Below are 20,696 nucleotides of genomic sequence, written 5' to 3' on the forward strand. Positions count from 1 at the left end.
GCTGGACGGGCAGGACACGAACGACACCGTCGCTGCCGGCGGACTGCCGTAGCTGCTGGTTCTCGACCTCCAGGACGTGCACGACCCGCACCAGTTACTGAAAGTCGGTACGCAGCTGGTTGTGCTCGGCGCGCAGGCGGGAGAGTGACTTGATGGTCAGCTGGCCGTCGGAGCGCAGCGGTGTCCCCACCAGGAGCCGGATCATCGCGTCGGTGATGGCCTCGATCTCGGCGGCATCGCCGGGCCGCGAAAGGCTCGCTGCGGCGGAGGCCATCGCGAGGACCCGGCCCACCGTCTCGGCGATGCCACTCTGCAGCGCCTGCTCGGTGCCCGCACCGGCCGCACTCTCCACGAGCGCTCCCACGGTCGCGACATCCAGGTCGTCGACCCCGCCCGGGCGCCGGCGAGCGTCAGCGCCGAACACCGCTTCCCGTGCGACGAACTCGATCCAGCCGAGCACCGGCGCGCCCTCGCCGACGGCCTCGGCGCCCGCCTGCGCACCAACGGCCAGATCGCCCAGAGCCTGACCTGCACCATCCGCTACGCCGACCAGACAGGGACCCGCCGAAGCCGGACCATGACCGAGGCCACCTTCCACACCGTGCTCCTGGCGCGCGCCGCGTACGCGGTGTATGAATCCCTCGGGCTGCAACGCGCCCGGGTGCGCAGCATCGCGCTGCGCGCCGAAGCCCTGCAGCCCGCCGGCCGTGCCACCCGGCAGCTGACCCTCGATTCCGGCGACGACAAGCCCCTCGCGCTGGAAGCCGTCGCCGACCGCGCTCGCGCCTGCTTCGGGCACGGCGTTCTCTACCCGGCATCCCTTGCGATCGCAGCACGAACGCGATCTGCCGGAGCCCAGGCCCACGGTGCCTACGGGCAGCACCGGTCAGGAGAGAACCGATGACCTATCACGTCGCAATGCAGTTCACACCGGGCGGTCCAGCCGTCGAAGGGACGTGGACCGCCGTTGACACCGCCCTCGCCCGGTACCGGGAGTGGGTGGGCAGTCACGGCAGCCTGACCGGGTGAAGATCTCCCTGACAGAGGAGACCGATGACGTCCGTGTGCCGATCCGGACCTGGACGAAGGAGCACGGCGAGGAACTCGCTTCAGTGCCACCTTCTCCGACCACGGACCAACCCGGCCCGGGCGCGGCCGTCCCGGACGTCAGGTGAGGGGCAACTGACCAAGGGGACGTCCGCCATCGGTCGCGCCGGACTGCGCATCGAGGGAGCGGGCCAGTTCCGGATCGCTGGTGAAAACCGGGCCATGCCAGAAGGCGGGGACCGCCACGGGTGCAAGGCTGACTGACGATCTGACACAGCACCGGCAAGGAGCAGTTCGACCTCGGTTGTAGCCTCCCCGGCTTCGTCGACGCCGGAGACGCCCACGCGCACGGGGGATCCAACCTCGGCTTCCCGACGACTGAGTGAGGGCAGACCTTCGGGCGGGGGGCGAACCCGATCAGAGAGGAAGACGATGGTCCCATCGGAACGGGAACCGGAACAGCAAGTCCAGCGGATCGGCATACCCGCCGAGTCCACCGCGGGCGAGACCAGGGTGGCGGCGACACCGGCCACCGTGGGCCGACTTGTCGCGCTGGGATACGAGGTGGTCGTGGAGCCGGGGGCGGGGGAGTTGTCCCGCTTCTCCGACGCGGCGTACGAGGAGGCGGGCGCCCGGCTCGGCGACCCGTGGCCGGCCGAGATCGTGCTGAAGGTCAACGGTCCTTCGAGCGAGGAGATCGGCCGGCTGCGCGACGGAGCGACGCTGATCGCGCTCATCGGTCCCGCGCTGAACCCGGAACTGGTCGAGGAGTTGGCGCGACGGCCCATCACCGTGCTCGCCATGGACGCCGTCCCGCGCATCTCACGCGCCCAGTCGCTGGACGTCCTCAGCTCGATGGCGAACATCGCCGGATACCGGGCCGTGGTCGAGGCCGCGCACGCCTTCGGCCGCTTCTTCACCGGCCAGGTGACCGCCGCCGGCAAGGTGCCGCCGGCCAAGGTGCTCGTGGCCGGCGCCGGCGTGGCAGGCCTCGCGGCGATCGGCGCGGCACACAGCCTGGGCGCCGTGGTCCGCGCCACCGACCCCCGGCCCGAGGTCGCCGAGCAAGTGCGCTCGCTCGGCGGGGAGTTCCTCGAGGTACGGCCCGAACAGGCCGAACAGGAGGTCAGCAGCGACGGATACGCCAAGGCCACCTCGGACGACTACAACCGGCTCGCCGCGCAGCTGTACGCCGACCAGGCCGCCGACGTCGACATCATCATCACCACCGCGCTCATCCCGGGCAGGCCGGCGCCGAGGCTCATCACCGCCCAGGACGTCGCACGCATGAAGCCCGGCAGCGTGATCGTCGACATGGCCGCGGCCCAGGGCGGCAACGTCGAGGGAACGGTCGCCGGGAAGGCGGTCGTCACCGACAACGACGTGACGATCATCGGCTACACCGACCTGCCCGGCAGGCTCCCGGCCCAGGCGTCGCAGCTGTACGGCACCAACCTCGTCAACCTGATGAAGCTGCTCACTCCCGGCAAGGACGGCCGACTCGTCCTCGACTTCGACGACGTGGTGCAGCGCTCGATGACCGTGGTGCGCGAGGGCGAGAAGACCTGGCCGCCGCCATCCGTGCAGGTGTCCGCCGCGCCCACTCCCGCCCCTGCCCAGGGCCCGGAACCCGCCGCGGTCCCCGAAGCCGCCGCGAAGCCCACCCGCTCCGCGCGGTCGGGGTACGCCCTGGTCGGCGCCGGAGCGCTCGCGCTCTTCCTGGTGACCGCCTTCTCGCCGCCCCAACTGATCGCCCATTTCACGGTCTTCGTCCTGGCGATCGTCATCGGCTTCTACGTCATCGGCCATGTGCACCACGCCCTGCACACCCCGCTGATGTCGGTCACCAACGCGATCTCCGGGATCGTCGTGGTCGGCGCGCTGCTGCAGATCGGGCACGGGAACACCGTGGTGACCGTGCTGTCGTTCGCCGCGATCCTGCTGGCGAGCATCAACGTCTTCGGCGGATTCGCCGTCACCCGCCGCATGCTCGGCATGTTCTCGAAGGGCTGATCAGGGATGACCACCGCCACGGCCGCAGAGGCCGCATACGTCGTCGCCGCGCTGCTGTTCATCCTCAGCCTGGCCGGACTGTCGCAACACCGGACCTCCCGCGCGGGAGTGGTCTGGGGCATGGCCGGCATGGTCGTCGCCCTGGCCGCCACCATCGGTCTCGCCTCCCGGAGCATCACCGTCACCGGTCTCGTGCTGATCGCCGTGGCCACGGCTGTCGGGGCGGGCATCGGATTGTGGCGTGCCCGGGCCGTCGAGATGACCGGCATGCCGGAGCTGATCGCCATCATGCACAGCCTCGTCGGCCTCGCTGCCGCGTTCGTCGGTTGGAACGGCTACCTCGACGCGGACGCCGGGGGCCACGCCGGTGAGGAACTCACCGGCTCGCTGCTGCGCATCCATCACGCCGAGGTGTTCATCGGTGTGTTCATCGGCGCCGTCACCTTCACCGGTTCCGTCGTCGCCTACCTGAAGCTGTCCGCGCGGATCAAGTCCCGCCCGCTCATGCTGCCCGGCAGACACGCCCTCAACCTGGGGGCGCTCGCCGCGTTCGTCGGGCTCACCGCGGCGTTCGTCGCCCGTCCCCACATGGGACTGCTCATCGCGGTCACCGTGGTGGCACTGGCCCTCGGCGCCCATCTGGTCGCCTCCATCGGCGGCGGCGACATGCCGGTGGTGGTCTCGATGCTCAACAGCTACTCCGGCTGGGCCGCGGCCGCCTCCGGCTTCCTCCTCGCCAACAACCTGCTGATCGTCACCGGCGCACTGGTCGGCTCCTCCGGCGCCTATCTGTCGTACATCATGTGCAAGGCGATGAACCGCTCCTTCCTCTCGGTGATCGCGGGCGGTTTCGGGGGCGAGACGGTGGTGGCGAGCGACGGCGGCGACCAGGGGGAGCACCGGGAGATCAGCGCGGAGGAGACCGCCGAACTCCTTCAGGACGCCTCCTCGGTGATCATCACCCCCGGATACGGGATGGCGGTCGCCCAAGCCCAGTACCCCGTCGCGGAGTTGGCGCGCAAGCTGCGCGAGCGCGGTGTCGACGTGCGCTTCGGCATCCACCCGGTCGCCGGCCGGCTGCCCGGTCACATGAACGTGCTGCTCGCCGAGGCCAACGTGCCGTACGACATCGTGCTGGAAATGGACGAGATCAACGACGACTTCGCCGCCACCTCGGTCGTCCTGGTCATCGGCGCCAACGACACCGTCAACCCGGCCGCCGCCGAGGACCCGGCGAGTCCCATCGCCGGGATGCCGGTCCTGCACGTGTGGGAGGCGGCCCAGGTCGTGGTCTTCAAACGCTCCATGGCGACCGGGTACGCGGGCGTGCAGAATCCGCTGTTCTTCCGCGAGAACAGCCAGATGCTCTTCGGCGACGCCAAGCAGCGGGTCGAGGACATCCTGCGCAGCCTCGACGCCACCGACGCGCCGGTCCGGGAGATGGCCGGCACGACACGCTGACCGGTTCTCTCGCCGTCCGCCGGGCCTGCCCGGCGGACGGCCCGACTTGCCGACAGGAAGGTGCGAAGGTATGCAGTGACCACGTTGACCTTGCTGCACCCGGGCGCCATGGGGGGGCGTCCGTGGCCACTCAGGCGACCGGATCGGGTCATCAGGTCCTCTGGGTACCCGCTCATCACGGGTTCACGGGCCTTTACGTCGAGGCCAACGCCAACCTCGTGCGCGGCGTCTTTCAGGGCTCCCGCGTCCGGGTGGAAGCCGCGAGGGACGAGGTCGGTGCCGCATCGGCGCTGAAGACGTCCTTCGCGTCCTTCCAGAAGGCGGCCCGCACGCTCGCCGCCGTGTCGCACGCCCTCGCGGAGAGCCACGGAGTCGCCGATCTTCTCACCGCCGAGGGGCAGCGCGCGCTGACGTCGTTGCCCGACCCGGGCGGGCTCGGCCTTCCGCCGAGCCCGCCACGCCGGCTCCCTACCGGAGCCGGACCCCGTGTCGTGCCGTCAGCGCTGCAGTGTCAGCAGACCCGGACGGTAGGGCAGGAGGCCGTAGTCGCCGCCTGAGTTGGGGCTGCGCCCCTGGTAGAGCAACTGCAGATTGCAGGGATCGACGGTCATGGTCTGATCAGGGCTGGTGCGGATCAGTTCGCCATGGCTGATGTCGTTCGTCCAGGTGGCGCCACTGTTGGCCTTGCCGGCGAAAGGATTGCTCTCGGTCGCGGCCTGGGGTGTCCATGAGCCGTTCAGACTGGTGGCCGTGAACGAGCGGAAGTAGCGGCCCTGCGAGCCGATAGCCTCGACGATCATGAGGTAGCGGTTCTGGCCCTGGAGCTTGTAGACCTGCGGGGCTTCGAACAGGTTGTTCGTCGTATCGCTCATGATCACTGTCGAGTTCGAGCCGAAGCTGCCCGGGAAGTTCCCGATCGGCATACTGGCCCGGTAGATCTTGCCGTTGTCACCGGCGAAGAACAGGTACATGTTCGTCCCGTCAGCGATGAGCGTCTGGTCGATGGGGCCCGTTCCGGAGCCGGCGATGCTTCCGGAGAAGAGCTCCTGCTCCGATGACCAGCCATTCGGGTTGGTGGGGTCGCTCGATGTCCGGTAGGAGAAGGCGGTCCTACCCCACTGGTAGGCGAGCACCCAGATGTTCTTCGGCGCGAAGTAGAAGAGCGTGGGCGCGACGGTGGAACTCGACATCGTGTTCTGGCTGGCCGAGGCCATCTCCGACCAGTTGGTGAACAGGCCGAAGTTCATCGAACCCCACTTCGTCCCCGTGTCGTGCGTCGTCCCATAGACGAGTTGCCTGCCGTTGTAGGGGACGACGGTGAAGTCCTTGAGCGAGACCCACCCCGGCTTGGGCTGCGCCAGCGCGCCCGTTGATGTCCACCGGTACGTCGACGGAAGAGCGCACGGGCCGGGGTTGTCGGCGCCGACCTTGACGAGCTGCCACTGCTGGTTGGTGCCGCCCCAGTCGTCGTACTGGACGATGTTCGCGTTGTCGGCGGTGGAGGCGCCTTGCACTTCGAGGGCCTTGTTGCTGTGGCGCGAGATGAGCCTCACGTAGCCGTCCGAGCTGTCGGCCAGCCGCCACTGCTGGTTGGTGCCGTTCAGGTCGGCCCACTGGACGATCGAGCCGCCGTTGGCGGTGGAGAAGTTGTGGACGTCCAGCACCTTGCCGGAATGGCGGGACTTGAGGCGGTAGTAGCCGCCCCCGGAATCGACGAACTGCCACTGCTGCTGGTTCTGATCGTTCCTGGTCCACTGGGTGATGCGGGCGCCGTCGTTGGTCGCCAGGTTGTAGACATCCAGGGCCTTGCCGCTGTTGCGGTTGACCAGCACATACGAGGCATTGGGGTCTACGGTCGCCGCGGCGGCGGGCTGGGCACCGAGGAAGGTGGCCACGAGCAGCAAGGGCGCGAGGACGGCAAGTAAGCGTCTCAGACGGACCGGGGACGGTTGGCGAAACCACATCAGAGGGCCTCCTTGGGGGCGGGGGGCGGGGTGACCCCGATGAACCGCGGAGCGGACGTGCCGAGTGGAGGGACAATCTCGAAATATTTCGAAGAATTCCCCGATGGTTCGACGCCACAAGCTAGGAATGTGCCGCCCTCTGGTCAAGGCCTGTCACCGATCTGTCCACAAACAGCGCCTCCCCTCTGGGCTTGACAAGCTGTCACGCCGCCAGTCCAAGGCGTCTGTTTGGAGGAGAGAAGCCGAGGGAGCGGCGGCCGCGCACTCGTCCCGGGCTCGGCCCGGCCGACTCGCCGGGGATTCGAATGTTTCGGTAGAGAAATCGAAACTTCTTCTGCGGGGAGTATTGACGATCCATCGTCAACAGCTCAATCATCCCTGTCTGAGAAACCGGGCGCAGTTCGAGATATCGAAGCGTCGGCCTGAGCAATCTGTGCTGCACGACAGATCCGCGCACCAAGGCACCTGTGCCACCCCCGTTTGTTCCGGTGAGGTTCGCGCCAGCGCATCCTGGCTCTTCGCGCAGTTGGAGAGGTACGCGACGCCGCGTGGCGGTCCCCCGGCCGAGCCGCGATGGAGTAGCCCCATGCCTGTGTCGAAACACCGCCGCCGCCCGCCGTACGTCACCCGACGACCGACCGGGTGGGTGCCGTCCGTGCCGGTGGAGATCGTCCCGGTCCCATGACCGTGGTGTCCGGTGATTCCGTGCCGCCCGGGCTCCGGCCCGCCCCCGTCCGTCTGCCGAGGGAGCAGGCGACGCATTCCCCTGCGCTTCAGTCCTTCCGTGATTTCTACCTTGGAGGCACAGCCATGGGCTCGTATGCCCTTCCCAGACCCGTTGTCCGCCGGAAGATCCGCGGCCTGCTGCTGGCGCTGGTCGTCGGCGTCCTCGGTGCGGTCGGCACGCTGGCCGCGCCGCCGGCCGCACACGCCGCCGAGAACACGCTCGGCGCCGCGGCGGCGCAGAGCGGCCGCTACTTCGGCACCGCCATCGCCTCGGGCAGGCTGGGCGACTCGGCGTACACGTCGATAGCGAGTCGCGAGTTCAACTCGGTGACGGCCGAGAACGAGATGAAGATCGACGCCACCGAGCCCCAGCGAGGCCAGTTCAACTTCACCGCCGGTGACCGCGTCTACAACTGGGCGGTGCAGAACGGAAAGCAGGTGCGCGGCCACACCCTGGCCTGGCACTCCCAGCAGCCCGCCTGGATGCAGGCCCTCAGCGGCAGCACACTGCGCCAGGCGATGATCAACCACATCAACGGCGTGATGACCCACTACAAGGGCAAGATCGCCCAGTGGGACGTCGTGAACGAGGCCTTCGCCGACGGCACTTCGGGAGCCCGGCGCGACTCCAACCTGCAGCGCACCGGCAACGACTGGATCGAGGTCGCCTTCCGCACCGCGCGCGCCGCCGACCCGGCCGCCAAGCTCTGCTACAACGACTACAACGTCGAGAACTGGACCTGGGCCAAGACTCAGGCGATGTACGCCATGGTCCGGGACTTCAAGCAGCGCGGCGTGCCGATCGACTGCGTAGGCTTCCAGGCGCATTTCAACAACGACAGCCCCTACAACAGCAACTTCCGCACCACCCTGCAGAGCTTCGCCGCCCTCGGCGTCGACGTGGCCATCACCGAACTCGACATCCAGGGCGCCTCGGCCACGACCTATGCCAACGTGACCAACGACTGCCTGGCCGTCCCGCGCTGCCTCGGCATCACCGTCTGGGGCGTGCGCGACACCGACTCCTGGCGACCGCAGCACACACCGTTGCTGTTCAACGGCGACGGCAGCAAGAAGCCCGCCTACACCGCCGTCCTCAACGCACTCAACGGCGGCTCGTCTACGCCCCCTTCGGGTTCCGGACCGATCAAGGGCGTCGGTTCGGGCCGCTGCCTGGACGTCCCCGGCACCAGCACCACTGACGGCACCCAGCTCAACCTGTGGGACTGCCACAACGGCACCAACCAGCAGTGGACGTACACCGCCGCCGGCGAACTCAGGGTCTACGGCAACAAGTGCCTGGACGCCGCCGGCACGGGCAACGGCACCAAAGTCCAGATCTACAGCTGCTGGGGCGGCGACAACCAGAAGTGGCGCCTCAACTCCGACGGATCCATCGTCGGCGTCCAGTCCGGCCTCTGCCTCGACGCCGTCGCAGGCGGCACCGCCAACGGCACCCTGATCCAGCTCTACTCCTGCTCGAACGGCAGCAACCAACGCTGGACCCGCGCCTGATGAGGCCTGCCACAAGCGAAAGGGTGAATCGATGACGGCCCACGGTGCGGCTTCCCCCGCCCCTCCACGACGACATCGCTGGTGGTCCCGTGTCGCCGCCCTGGTGGCGGCGACCCTCGCGATCGGCTTGCTCGCCGTGGTGAATCCGGCGCCCGCCGAGGCGGCGACGGTGGACACGAATGCCTGGTACGTCCTGGTCAATCGCAACAGCGGCAAGGCGCTGGACGTCTCCGGCGCGTCCACCGCCGACGGCGCGCGGGTCAGCCAGTGGACGCGCAACGACGGAGCCCACCAGCAGTGGCAGTTCGTGGACTCCGGCGGCGGCTTCTACCGCCTCAAGGCCCGGCATTCGGGCAAGGTTCTCGACGTGGCCGGCGCCTCGACCGCGGACGGTGCCGCGATCCAGCAGTGGGCCGACCACAACGGGGCCAACCAGCAGTTCCGCCTGGCCGACTCCGACGCGGGCCACGTCCGGCTGATCAACCGCACCAGCGGCAAGGCGGTGGAGGTGCAGGGCGCTTCCACCGCCGACGGCGGCAACGTCGTCCAGTACTCCGACTGGGGCGGCGCCAACCAGCAATGGCAGATGATCAAGTTGTCGTCCGGTGGTGGTGGCGGCTGCGGCAGCGCCCCGACTCTGGCGAGCGGTACGCACACGATTCAGAGCGGCGGCAAGAGCCGCAGCTTCATCCTCAGGGTTCCCGCCAACTACGACAGCAGCCACCGCTACCGGCTGATCTTCGCGTTCCACTGGCGGGGCGGAACCGCCGGCGACGTCGCCTCGGGCGGCACGAGCGGGAACGCCTGGTCCTACTACGGCCAACAGGAACAGTCGAACAACAGCGCAATCCTCGTCGCCCCCCAGGGCCTCGGCAACGGCTGGGCCAACTCGGGCGGTGAGGACGTCACCTTCGTCGACGACATGATCCGGCGCATCGAGGGCGGCCTCTGTGTCAACCCGGCACAGCGTTTCGCCACGGGATTCAGCTGGGGCGGCGGTATGAGCTACGCACTCGCGTGCAGCCGGGCGAACGTCTTCAGGGCCGTCGCGGTCATCTCCGGCGCCCAGATCAGCGGGTGCAGCGGCGGCAACCAGCCCATCGCCTACTTCGGAATCCACGGCATCAGCGACTCCGTCCTCAACATCGGGCAAGGACGGTCCCTGCGCGACAAGTTCGTCAGCAACAACGGCTGCACCCCCCAGAGCCCGCGCGAGCCCGCGCCGGGCAGCCGAACGCACATCACCACCACCTACTCGGGCTGCCGTGCCGGATACCCGGTCCAATGGGCCGCGTTCGACGGTGGCCACATACCCGGTCCGGTCGACGGCTCCTCCGGCGAAAGCGGCGTCACCACCTGGACCAAGGCAGAGATCTGGAGGTTCTTCGTACAGTTCCAGTGACACGCCCGCACCGCGAAGTGGAGCCGGGATGATCCTGGCTCCACTTCGTCGACGTCTGTCCCAGATGGAAGGACGGAGGCCCTTTCAGCAGAGTTCCCACGCCTTCGGACTGGTCACGGCCGGCGAACAGGCCGTGGGGGGAAGTGGCGTTCGACGAACACGCCCTCGCGGAGGGAGTTCTCGTCCGCCCGGTTCACGGCCTCGCAGGCCGCCATGGCCGCGGGTTTGCTGAACGAGGGCGACGGTGGCAGTGCTCTCGGCGGCCTCTTCCAGGAGATGGTCGGCGGTCCCCGCGGGAGACCGGCTGACCCGCCCGGCCTCGGCGGCGCCACGCGTGCACCCGGTCAGGATGAGGCCCACCGTCTTCGCCCAGCCAGTCAGGCCGAGGGTGCTTCCACAGGGGGCGCAAGGGGTGGAGGCGATCGCGTGGCGTGTTTGTTGTGTCGGGTTGCCTGGCGTACAACGATGCCTCCAGGCAACCCGACTTCAGGCTCTAGAAGAAGCCGAGTTTCCGAGGGCTGTAAGAACAAAGAATGTTCTTGGTCTGCTGATAATGCTCCAGCATCATCTTGTGCGTCTCACGGCCGATGCCCGACCCCTTGTAGCCGCCGAACGCCGCGTGCGCCGGGTAGGCGTGGTAGCAGTTCGTCCACACCCGGCCCGCCTGGATGGCGCGTCCCGCGCGGTAGGCGGTGTTGATGTCCCGCGTCCACACGCCCGCGCCGAGGCCGTACAGCGTGTCGTTGGCGATCTTGATGGCGTCGTCGAAGTCGTCGAAGGACGTCACCGAGACCACCGGACCGAAGATCTCCTCCTGGAAGATCCGCATGCGGTTGTCGCCCTCGAAGATGGTCGGCTGGACGTAGTAGCCGCCCTTCAACTCGCCCTCATGCTCGATGCGTTCGCCACCCGTGAGGACCTTGGCGCCTTCCTGCCGGCCGATGTCCAGGTAGGAGAGAATCTTCTCCAACTGGTCGTTGGAGGCCTGCGCGCCGATCATCGTGTCCGTGTCGAGCGGATGGCCGGTCTTGATCTGCTCGGTGCGGGCGATCGCCGCCTCCATGAACTCGGCGTACCGGCCGCGCTGGACCAGCGCCCGGGACGGGCAGGTGCACACCTCGCCCTGGTTGAGCGCGAACATGGTGAAGCCCTCGAGTGCCTTGTCCCGGAAGTCGTCGTCGGCCGCCCAGACGTCGCCGAAGAAGATGTTCGGGGACTTGCCGCCGAGTTCGAGGGTGACCGGGGTGATGTTCTCCGAGGCGTACTGCATGATCAGCCGGCCGGTCGTCGTCTCGCCGGTGAACGCCACTTTGGCCACCCGGGGGCTGGACGCCAGCGGCTTGCCCGCCTCCACGCCGAAGCCGTTGACGATGTTGACCACGCCCGGCGGGATCAGGTCGGCGACCAGGCTGAGCCAGTAGTGGATGGACGCCGGGGTCTGCTCGGCCGGCTTGAGCACGACCGCGTTGCCGGCGGCCAGCGCCGGGGCCAGCTTCCACGTGGCCATCAGGATCGGGAAGTTCCACGGGATGATCTGCGCGACCACGCCCAACGGCTCGTGGAAGTGGTACGCCACCGTGTCGTCGTCGAGCTCGCCGAGCGAGCCCTCCTGGGCGCGGATCGCGCCGGCGAAGTAGCGGAAGTGGTCGATGGCCAGCGGAATGTCGGCGGCCAGCGTCTCGCGCACCGGCTTGCCGTTCTCCCAGCTCTCGGCGACCGCCAACTGCTCCAGGTTCGCCGCCATACGGTCGGCGATCTTGAGCAGGATGTCGGCGCGCTCGGTCACCGAGGTCCTGCCCCACGCGGGAGCGGCCGCGTGCGCCGCGTCGAGCGCCCGCTCCACGTCCTGCGCCGTGCCCCGCGCGATCTCGGTGAACGGCTGCCCGTTCACCGGCGACGGGTTCTCGAAGTACTGCCCCCCGATCGGCGGCACGTACTCTCCGCCGATGAAGTGGTCGTAGCGCGCCTGGTAGGAGACGATCGCGCCGTCGGTGCCGGGCGCCGCGTAACGGGTCATGCTGGTCTGCCTCCCTGCAGAAGCGCTGCCCGCCGTTGGGCAGCTCTCGGCGCGAGGCTAGGGACGGCGAGGTTGCAAGTACGTTGCGCGCGGCGACGGTGCGGTCAGCGCGGCGATCGGCGCTCCCAGGCAGGCCGTACGGACAGTGCGGGCAGTGCGGACAGTTCGGACTCCAGCGCGGCCAGCCGCGACCGCACCGCAGCAGTGGGGCGCACCGCGGCGAGAGCCCGCCATACGTCGATGTCGTCCTCGCCCCACGGCGCGTGCGCCCAGTCGGCCAGCAGGTCGGGGTCCCGGCGGGCGATCAACGCCGTACGCAGCCCATCGGCGAGGCGGCGCCTGAGCCGCACCACCGCCGGTGCCTGGGAACCGGGCAGCAGCGGGCCGGCGTACGCCATGGCCGCGCCCGTGACCGCACCGGTCTCCAGACGACGCTCGACGACCGCCACATCCGACTCGACCGGCACCGTGAGCCGGTAGGGCCGTGAGCCGAGCAGCGCGGGGCCGAGTATCCGGCGCAGGCGGGCCAGTTCGGCGCGCAGCGTCACGGGCGTCACCGACTCGTCCTCGTACAGCGCACACAGCAGCTCGTCCCCGGTCAGACCCTCCGGGTGGCGGGCCAGCAGCACCAGGATCTCGCTGTGCCGGCGACTGAGCCTGACGCGGCGGCCGCCAGTGAGCAACTGCGCCTCGTCGCGGCCCAGCGCGGACAGCTCCGGTGTGTCGGCCGCCGGCGTCGGCGGGGCGAGCAGCGCCAGATGGGACTCCGCGGCACGCGCGACCGCCTGCACGAACCCCAGGCTGTGCGGATGCGCGAGCCCGTCCCCGCCGGTGATGTCCACCGCCCCGAGCACCCGACCGGTGCGCGGATCGTGCACCGGCGCCGCCGCGCAGGTCCAGGGCTGCACCTGGCGGATGAAGTGCTCGGCCGCGAACACCTGCACCGGCCGGTCCACGGTGACCGCCGTGCCCGGCGCGTTCGTCCCGACCGAGGTCTCCGCCCACCGCGCACCCGGCACGAAGTTCATCCGCCCCGCCCTGCGCCGGGTCGTCGGATGGCCCTCGACCCACAGCAGCCTGCCGTGCGCGTCGCACACCGCGAGCAGATGCTCGCCGTCGGCGGCGAACGTGCCCAGCAGCTCCCGGAACAGCGGCATCACCCGCGCCAGCGGATGCTCCGCGCGATAAGCGCCGAGATCGCTGTCCGCGAGCTCCACGCTCGCCGTCCCGTCCGGGCCCACCCCGGCCCGCGCGGAACGCCGCCACGAGTCGGCCACCACGGAACGCACCGGCTGCGGCACGGTGCCCACCTCGGTGAACGTCTCATGCGCACGACGCAGTACCCGGACACGCTCGGCGGGGTCGGCTCCCGGTTCCAGGGCCACCCACGGATCCGTCAACTCGGCCTCCCGGAAGGCGATGCGGCTGGGGACATCGTCACTCCGGGTACGCGGGCGGACAACCTTTTCGACGCGGGACACCTGAACGGTGCACACCGGTTCGGCGGGTACGGCCGGTCTCAGGCCGAGTTGACCAGTCGTATGTAGCGCGTCCAGTCCCAGTGCGGACCGGGATCGGTGTGATCGGTGCCCGGAACCTCGTGGTGCCCGATGATGTGCTCCCGGTCCTTGGGGATGCCGTACTTTTCGCAGATCGCGGCCGTCAGCAGAGCCGACTTCTCGTACAGGACGCCGGTGAAGAAGCCGGGCTGGTCCACCCATCCCTCGTGCTCGATGCCGATGCTGCGCGTGTTGTGGTCCCAGTCCCCGGCGTGCCAGGCGATGTCCTTCTCGCGGACGCACTGGGATGTGTGTCCGTCTCCTGACCGGACGACGTAGTGGGCGGACACCTTCTTCCTCGGGTTCTCGAAGACGAACAGGGTCTTGGGGTAAGTGGTCTGTGTCACGTGGATGATCACCCGGTCGACCGCATGGGTCGTGGGGCGGTTCGCCACCGTGTAGTTGGCGGTGCTCGCCGGTCGCCAGGCGGCGAGTGGGTAGTCCGGTGCCGGGACGTGCGCACCGGCCCGCCGTTCGGGGAGCAGGACATACGGGACGGCGGCCAGGGCGGTGCCTTGGAGGAGGAGGCGCCGGCGGCTGGGTCGTGGTCTTGCGCGTTCCAAAGGAGATTGCCTTTCAGGGTTGAGGTCGGCCGGCGCGCTCAGCGCAGAGCCGCTGCCGTCTCCCGCAGCCGCGCATGAAGGCCGCGGTGCGTCTCGCGCGGGGGAAGCCACTGCTTGCGGATCTTGGCCACGCACGTGTAGTTGGTGTCGCAGACGTTGGCCAGCGGCGACTCGACGGCCTGGGTCGCGAACTGGTACGCGTCCAGCTCACCGAACCCGTAGTCGCGCACCAGCCACCGCACCAGGTCGAGCTGGGATATCCGGAACGCGTCCTCCAGCGGCCGGGCCGAACCCGTCGAGATGATGTGCGTGTCCGACTCGATGCGGGGCCAGGGTGTGGCGAGTCCCTTGAGCAACTCGACGATCACCACGGTGTTCATCGCGCACTCGACCGCCACCCCACAGGTCTCGCCCTCGCCCTGCCTGGCGTGCCCGTCGCCGAGGCTGAGCAGTGCGCCCTCGACGTTCACCCCGAGGTAGCAGGTGACGCCTGCCCGCATCTCGGGTGTGTCCATGTTCCCGCCGTGCGCGTCGGGCACCAGGGCCGAGCGCACCTCCAGATTGGCGGGGGCCACCCCGACCGTGCCGTGCATCGGGTCCATGGGCAGCTCGGCCTCGATGTCACTGTCGTGCGCCCGGAACAGCGCCGTACGTCGGGTCCGGTCGAGCTGCCAGATCCAGACGGTCTCCCGGAGCGGCGGCTGTAGCGTGGCCGTGGTGTGCGTGGAGGTCAGTGCGCCGAACAGCGGGACCGTCGTCGATGCGGCCCAGTCCCGGGCCGGTTCGATCGACACGAAATGCACGGCGACCGTGTCACCCGGCTCGGCGCCCTCGATGTGGAAGGGACCGGTCTGCGGGTTGAGGAAGGGGAACTCGCACACCTCCGACACCAGATCCTTCTCCGAGCGCACCCGCCCGGCGAAGCAGTCCTCCGTGTACAGGTCGAGAACCGTGCCGGGTGCGATGCGCGCCACGGGAGGTGCGCCGCCGAACGTCCAGGCGTATTCGCCCGGCTCGGGTCGCACGGTCAGGATCCTGGGGTCGCTCATCGCTGCACAGCTCCGTTCTGCGGAAGGCCGGTGGGGGAGGGGTCGTCGAGGTGCACACGGGCGGTCTCGGCTATGCGCCCGGGGTGGCGCCCGCTCTGGAACAGGACCTCGCGCAACCCGATCGCGTCGCACCGCAAGGTTGCGGCGGCGCCTGTGCGCCCCGCAGTCGCTTGCCCCGCCGAATCCCCCGACATGTGAATCCCCTCATCCACGCCGATGCGCTCCCGTCGCCATGACACGACAGTTGCGCCTCGCGTGAATCACGGTACGGCGCGGGCGGGTTGGTCAGAAGAGCCCGCCGACTTTTCGTGGACAGCCGCAGGATTGTGGATAACTCGCTCACTCACAGGAGTGAACTCGTCCTGAGTTCAGGCTTGTTCCGCCACGGCCGCCACCGCCATCGGATCGTCCAGCACCGCTCGCACCACTGAGTGCGCGGCGCCCAGCAACGGCCCCTCGGGACCCAACCGCGACACGGACACCGGACAGGCGGGCCCGGCCGTGCGCCGGTCCAACTCGGCCTCCAGCGACGGCAGCAGCCAGGGCGCGAGCCCGGCCAGTGCGCCGCCCAGCACCACACTCTCGGGGTCCAGCAGATTGACCGCGCCCGTCAGTGCGACACCGAGCGCCGTTCCCGCGTCGCGCAGGGCCCGCCGTACGTCCTCGTCGCCGTCGGCGGCACGCCCGGCGAGCAGTCCGACGCGGTCCTCGTCCGACTCCAGACCGGCCGCGCGCAGCACCGCCTCCTCACCGGCGTACTGCTCCAGACATCCCCGCCCCCCGCACGGGCATTCCGGCCCGTCCGGCTGGACCGGTACATGCCCCAACTCGCCGGCGAAACCGCGCGTTCCGTGCAGCAGCCCGCCGCCCACCACGACCGCCGCACCGATGCCGATCTCCGCCGACACATGCAGGAAGTCGCGCGGCGTGCCGTCGCCCAGCCAGAGTTCGGCGAGCGCGCCGAAGTTGGCCTCGTTGCCCACGGTCAGCGGGAGGTCCATGGGCAACAGCGCGCCGAGATCCGTGTCCCGCCAGTCGAGGTTCGGCGCGCGCACCACCGTACGGGCGTCCCGCGCGACCAGACCCGGCACCGCGACCGCCAGGCCGGCGGGCCGGAGCCCCTCGCGCTCGGCCTCGGCGCGAACCTGGCGCACCAGTTCGGTGAGTTCCTCGATGACCGGTTCGGCGGCACGGCCACGGTTCGCGCCGTGCCGCACCGCCCTGGACCGCACCTCGCCGCGCAGATCGACCGCGCAGACGGCGAGGTGGTCGACGCCGATCTCCGCTCCGATCCCGGCCGGACCGTGCCCGCTGACGGCCAGCGCCGACCCGGGACGGCCCACCCGGCCGGGCCGCTCGGGACCGAGCTCCTCCAGCAGTCCCGAGCGGATCAGCTCGTCGACGAGCGTGGACACCGCGGCACGGGTCAGCCCTATGCGGGAGGCGACGGCGGCTCGGGAGAGCGGCCCCTCGGCACTCACGGTGTGCATCACCCGGGCCAGGTTGCGGCGGCGCATGCCCTGCTGAGTGTTGGGCAGCGCGCGGCCTGGGCCGGCCGGGTGGGCCTCGTGCAGCGGTGCGGTCATGCCTCCGTCCGTCCTCAGTGAGCTTCGGGGCTCCGCTGAAGCAGCGGGGCCGCGTCGGAGAGTACCCCGCTGATCCTGGCCAGCGTCTCCTCGTCCCGCTCCACGGCGTCGAGCACCGGCCCGCGCGTGGTGTTCCAGCGCCGGGCCACCGCCGCCGGATCCTCGCCGGTCAGCAGGCCGGCCGCCTGGGCCGCCGCGCCGAGCGCGACCAGCTCCTTGGCCTCGGGTACCTGCACCGGGCGCCCCGACAGCCGCCGTACGGTCTGCTGCCAGGCCGTGCCCCGGGCGCCGCCGCCGATCAGCAGCAGCGGGGCCGAGCGGTCCGCGTCCTCGTCCAGGACCAGGTCCAGGGCGCCCAGCAGCGCGTGGACGGCACCGTCGTAGGCGGCCTGCAGGAGCTGACCGGCGGTCGTGTCGTGGCGCAGGCCGTGCAGGAGGCCGGAGGCGTTCGGCAGGTTCGGGGTGCGTTCGCCGTCCAGGTAGGGCAGCAGCGTGATGCCGGTGGTGGGCTCCACGGCCTCGCGGTCGAGGCCCAGCAGGGTCGCGAGGCGGTCGACGGCGAGCGTGCAGTTCAGGGTGCAGGCCAGCGGCAGCCAGTCGCCGTGCGCGTCGGCGAAGCCCGCCACGGTGCCGGTCGGGTCGGCGGGGCGCCGCTTCGACACGGCGTACACCGTGCCCGACGTGCCCAGGCTCAGTACCGGCATCCCGGGGCGCAGACCGAGCCCCAGCGCGGCGGCGGCGTTGTCGCCGGTGCCGGGCGCGACCAGGGTGCCCTTGGAGAACGGCAGGTCGTGGCTGTCGCGCACGGTGCCGGCGACCTCGCCGGGCCGGACCACACGGGGCAGCAGCGCCGGATCGAGCCCCACGCGCGCGAGGATCTCGTCGTCGTACGACTCCGTCCCCGACGCCCACCAGCCCGTACCGGAGGCGTCGCCTCGGTCGGTGGTGCCCTGCCCCGTGAGGCGTTCGGTGAGGTAGTCGTGGGGGAGGCGTACGGCCTTGGTGGCCCGGACGGCCTCCGGCTCGTTCTCGGCCAGCCAGGCCCACTTCGTGACCGTGAACGAGGCGGCCGGGACGGAGCCGGTGCGCTCGGCCCAGAACTTCGCGCCGCCCAGCTCCTCGGTCAGGCGGCGGGCCTGCGGCGCCGAGCGCACGTCGTTCCACAGCAGAGCCGGACGGACCGGCTCGCCCCGGTCGTCCAGCGTGACCAGGCCGTGCTGCTGTCCACCGATCGACACCGCGGCGGCCTCGTGCGCGGCGTCGCCGCACTGGCGCAGCGCCTCGCACAATGCGTCCCACCACTGGCGCGGGTCGCTCTCGCGGCCGGCCCCGGAGGACACCGTGTGCGGTGCCTGGCCGCTCGCGACGACCCGCCCGGTCGACGCGTCGACGACCAGCGCCTTGGTGGACTGGGTGGACGTGTCCACGCCGACGACGAGCGGACCCTCGGCTGCTGACATCGGGCTCTCCCTTTTCCGCGGCTCTGCGGGATCTGACCTGCTGTTTCGAGGGTGCCCCGGATGACCACGACCCGGACCTCACCCCTTCAGGGACATCTTGTCCCTTCCCAGGGACGCGTCGGCATACTAATTTGTAAACCGCCATGACGAAATAGTCGTAGCGAGTCGTAGCAAGCAGTCGTCCGTAAGCAAGGAGCCGCGGCATGAGCTACCAGCCCACCCCCGAGGACAGGTTCACCTTCGGCCTGTGGACCGTCGGCTGGCAGGGACGGGACCCCTTCGGCGACGCCACCCGCCGTGCCCTCGACCCGGTCGAGACCGTGCAGCGCCTGGCCGAGCTCGGCGCCCACGGCGTCACCTTCCACGACGACGACCTGATCCCCTTCGGGTCCTCGGACACCGAGCGCGAGGCGCACATCAAGCGCTTCCGTGAGGCCCTCGACGCGACCGGCATGAAGGTGCCGATGGCGACCACCAACCTCTTCACACACCCCGTCTTCAAGGACGGCGCGTTCACCGCCAACGACCGTGACGTGCGCCGCTACGCCCTGCGCAAGACGATCCGCAACATCGACCTCGCGGTCGAACTGGGTGCCGAGACGTATGTCGCCTGGGGTGGCCGCGAGGGCGCCGAGTCCGGCGCCGCCAAGGACGTACGCGTCGCTCTCGACCGCATGAAGGAAGCCTTCGACCTCCTCGGCGAGTACGTCACCTCCCAGGGCTACGACCTGAAGTTCGCGATCGAGCCCAAGCCGAACGAGCCGCGCGGCGACATCCTGCTGCCGACCGTCGGCCACGCGCTGGCGTTCATCGAGCGCCTGGAGCGCCCCGAGCTGTACGGCGTCAACCCCGAGGTCGGCCACGAGCAGATGGCCGGGCTCAACTTCCCGCACGGCATCGCGCAGGCACTGTGGGCGGGCAAGCTCTTCCACATCGACCTCAACGGCCAGTCCGGCATCAAGTACGACCAGGACCTGCGCTTCGGCGCCGGCGACCTGCGCTCCGCGTTCTGGCTGGTCGACGTCCTGGAGAGCGCCGGCTACACCGGGCCCCGCCACTTCGACTTCAAGCCGCCGCGGACCGAGGACCTCGACGGCGTGTGGGCGTCGGCCGCGGGCTGCATGCGCAACTACCTCATCCTGAAGGAGCGTTCGGCCGCCTTCCGCGCCGACCCGGAGGTCCAGGAGGCCCTGCGCGCCTCGCGCCTGGACGAGCTGGCGCAGCCGACCGCGGCCGATGGCCTCAAGTCGCTGCTCGCGGACCGCGCGGCCTTCGAGGAGTTCGACGTCGAGGCGGCCGCCGCGCGCGGGATGGCTTTTGAGCGCCTCGACCAGCTGGCGATGGACCACCTGCTGGGCGCCCGCGGCTGAGACCACGCGCGCGTGCCCGACGCCGCCTTGCCGCGTGTGACCGCCCGTCGAAAGATTCGGTCACACGCGGTACGGGTTGTCTACCGGTCGCTGCGCGGAATGTTCCGGAATCGTGCGATCCACGGCATGGGCCCGTATCAACTCCCCTGTAGCGGTCGCGCCCTGACCGATGCGAGGCGACCCTTGGCGCTATGGCCATGCCGCCCGTACCGCCTCAGCCGCCCGGACCGCCGGGTGACACGCCGCCTCCGGGCGGCTTCGGACCGCCTCCTGACGGCTTCGGCCCCGGGCAGGGGACAGGAGGCGGCCATGAGACCACGAGGGGATACGGGGCCCCGGGAGGCTACGGTCCTCCACCGGGTGACAGTGGCCCGCCCTCGTACGGTGGTCGGCCGCCGTCGGAACCGCCCGCTGGCGGCGGTGGACCGGGGCGTCGGCGGAATCCGCTCTTCATCCTGCTTGCCGTGATCGTGGCTGCAGGAGCCGTCGTGGCCGTGGTCCTGATGGCCTCGGGGAGCGACGACTCGCCCGACGAGAACCCGCCCGCCGAGAGCAGCACGAGCAGTTCGCCCAGGCCGTCGTTCAGCATCCCGACCGAGCTGCCCAGCAGGCTGCCGAGCGAGCTGCCGACATCGCTGCCTTCCGGGTTCCCCACCGAGCTGCCCAGCGGCTTTCCGAGCGACCTCGAATCGCTGCTGCCGTCACTGGCGGACGAGCTGCCCTAGTCACGGCACCGGCCGGCGTGGAGGCGCGCGGTACGCGTGCGTGGCGCTCCCAGCGGCCACGCACGCGTACCCCACGCGAACAAGGTTTCTCGAGTCGGCCGTCAGATGCCGCGCGGCAACCGCACGTAGATCACCGATGTCTCCACGACCAGCTTCTTTGAAAGCTCCGGCGCCCCCGAGGTCGCCGTGTCGTCGAGTTGCTCGAGCGACCGGCCGACGGCCCCCACCAGGGTCAGTCC

General features: G+C 70.0%; 16 protein-coding genes. 8 read left to right on the top strand and 8 right to left on the bottom strand.

Annotated elements, in window-relative coordinates:
* The first annotated feature begins 373 nt into the window (after positions 1-373).
* From ACTMVF_RS16490 to ACTMVF_RS16505, 4 genes are all read left to right on the top strand, one after another.
* The gene (locus ACTMVF_RS16490) at positions 374-904 is read left to right on the top strand and encodes a DinB/UmuC family translesion DNA polymerase (protein ID WP_441272083.1); all 531 of its coding nucleotides are present in this window, start codon (positions 374-376) and stop codon (positions 902-904) included.
* A gap of 575 nt (positions 905-1,479) precedes the next feature.
* Positions 1,480-3,060, top strand: coding sequence for a Re/Si-specific NAD(P)(+) transhydrogenase subunit alpha (locus ACTMVF_RS16495; RefSeq protein WP_441271788.1), 1,581 nt, complete (start codon positions 1,480-1,482; stop codon positions 3,058-3,060).
* Positions 3,061-3,066: 6 nt separating this feature from the next.
* Entirely contained in the window at positions 3,067-4,521 is a 1,455-nt protein-coding gene (gene pntB / locus ACTMVF_RS16500) for a Re/Si-specific NAD(P)(+) transhydrogenase subunit beta (RefSeq protein ID WP_441271789.1), read from the top strand.
* A 122-nt stretch (positions 4,522-4,643) separates the two neighbouring features.
* On the top strand, positions 4,644-5,078 hold the full coding sequence (locus ACTMVF_RS16505) for a hypothetical protein (protein WP_441271790.1): 435 nt from the start codon (positions 4,644-4,646) through the stop codon (positions 5,076-5,078).
* Here ACTMVF_RS16505 and ACTMVF_RS16510 read toward each other — a convergent pair.
* Positions 5,019-6,485, bottom strand: coding sequence for a non-reducing end alpha-L-arabinofuranosidase family hydrolase (locus ACTMVF_RS16510; protein ID WP_441271791.1), 1,467 nt, complete (start codon positions 6,483-6,485; stop codon positions 5,019-5,021). The two genes, ACTMVF_RS16505 and ACTMVF_RS16510, sit on opposite strands and share 60 nt — an antisense overlap.
* An 810-nt stretch (positions 6,486-7,295) precedes the next feature.
* Between ACTMVF_RS16510 and ACTMVF_RS16515 the strand changes: the two genes are divergently transcribed.
* Both ACTMVF_RS16515 and ACTMVF_RS16520 read left to right on the top strand, forming a co-directional pair.
* Positions 7,296-8,726: an endo-1,4-beta-xylanase gene (locus tag ACTMVF_RS16515; protein ID WP_441271792.1), complete on the top strand. Its 1,431-nt coding sequence runs from the start codon at positions 7,296-7,298 to the stop codon at positions 8,724-8,726.
* A 31-nt stretch (positions 8,727-8,757) separates the two neighbouring features.
* Positions 8,758-10,128 (top strand): RICIN domain-containing protein, encoded by a 1,371-nt coding sequence (locus ACTMVF_RS16520; RefSeq protein ID WP_441271793.1) that lies wholly within the window; start codon positions 8,758-8,760, stop codon positions 10,126-10,128.
* Positions 10,129-10,621: 493 nt separating this feature from the next.
* On the opposite strand, the gene exaC is transcribed toward ACTMVF_RS16520, so the two are convergent.
* The 6 genes from exaC to xylB form a co-directional block, all read right to left on the bottom strand.
* Positions 10,622-12,145, bottom strand: a complete 1,524-nt coding sequence (gene exaC / locus ACTMVF_RS16525; protein WP_441271794.1) for an acetaldehyde dehydrogenase ExaC — start codon at positions 12,143-12,145, stop codon at positions 10,622-10,624.
* A gap of 104 nt (positions 12,146-12,249) precedes the next feature.
* On the bottom strand, positions 12,250-13,545 hold the full coding sequence (locus ACTMVF_RS16530) for a GAF domain-containing protein (protein ID WP_441272084.1): 1,296 nt from the start codon (positions 13,543-13,545) through the stop codon (positions 12,250-12,252).
* Positions 13,546-13,664: 119 nt separating this feature from the next.
* Positions 13,665-14,267: an N-acetylmuramoyl-L-alanine amidase gene (locus ACTMVF_RS16535; protein WP_441271795.1), complete on the bottom strand. Its 603-nt coding sequence runs from the start codon at positions 14,265-14,267 to the stop codon at positions 13,665-13,667.
* A 38-nt stretch (positions 14,268-14,305) separates the two neighbouring features.
* Positions 14,306-15,316 (bottom strand): acetamidase/formamidase family protein, encoded by a 1,011-nt coding sequence (locus ACTMVF_RS16540; protein WP_441271796.1) that lies wholly within the window; start codon positions 15,314-15,316, stop codon positions 14,306-14,308.
* A gap of 368 nt (positions 15,317-15,684) precedes the next feature.
* On the bottom strand, positions 15,685-16,902 hold the full coding sequence (locus ACTMVF_RS16545; protein WP_441271797.1) for an ROK family protein: 1,218 nt from the start codon (positions 16,900-16,902) through the stop codon (positions 15,685-15,687).
* 14 nt (positions 16,903-16,916) lie between these two features.
* Entirely contained in the window at positions 16,917-18,362 is a 1,446-nt protein-coding gene (xylB, locus tag ACTMVF_RS16550; RefSeq protein WP_441271798.1) for a xylulokinase, read from the bottom strand.
* A 203-nt stretch (positions 18,363-18,565) separates the two neighbouring features.
* Here xylB and xylA point away from each other — a divergent pair, with 203 nt between their 5' ends.
* Both xylA and ACTMVF_RS16560 read left to right on the top strand, forming a co-directional pair.
* Positions 18,566-19,732 (top strand): xylose isomerase, encoded by a 1,167-nt coding sequence (xylA, locus tag ACTMVF_RS16555; RefSeq protein ID WP_441271799.1) that lies wholly within the window; start codon positions 18,566-18,568, stop codon positions 19,730-19,732.
* Between the two features lie 464 nt (positions 19,733-20,196).
* Positions 20,197-20,457: a hypothetical protein gene (locus ACTMVF_RS16560; RefSeq protein ID WP_441271800.1), complete on the top strand. Its 261-nt coding sequence runs from the start codon at positions 20,197-20,199 to the stop codon at positions 20,455-20,457.
* A 101-nt stretch (positions 20,458-20,558) separates the two neighbouring features.
* Here ACTMVF_RS16560 and ACTMVF_RS16565 read toward each other — a convergent pair whose 3' ends face one another.
* Positions 20,559-20,684, bottom strand: a complete 126-nt coding sequence (locus tag ACTMVF_RS16565; RefSeq protein ID WP_441271801.1) for a hypothetical protein — start codon at positions 20,682-20,684, stop codon at positions 20,559-20,561.
* Positions 20,685-20,696: the final 12 nt, after the last annotated feature.

This window comes from Streptomyces sp. SD31 (genome assembly GCF_052068475.1).
Taxonomy (GTDB): domain Bacteria; phylum Actinomycetota; class Actinomycetes; order Streptomycetales; family Streptomycetaceae; genus Streptomyces.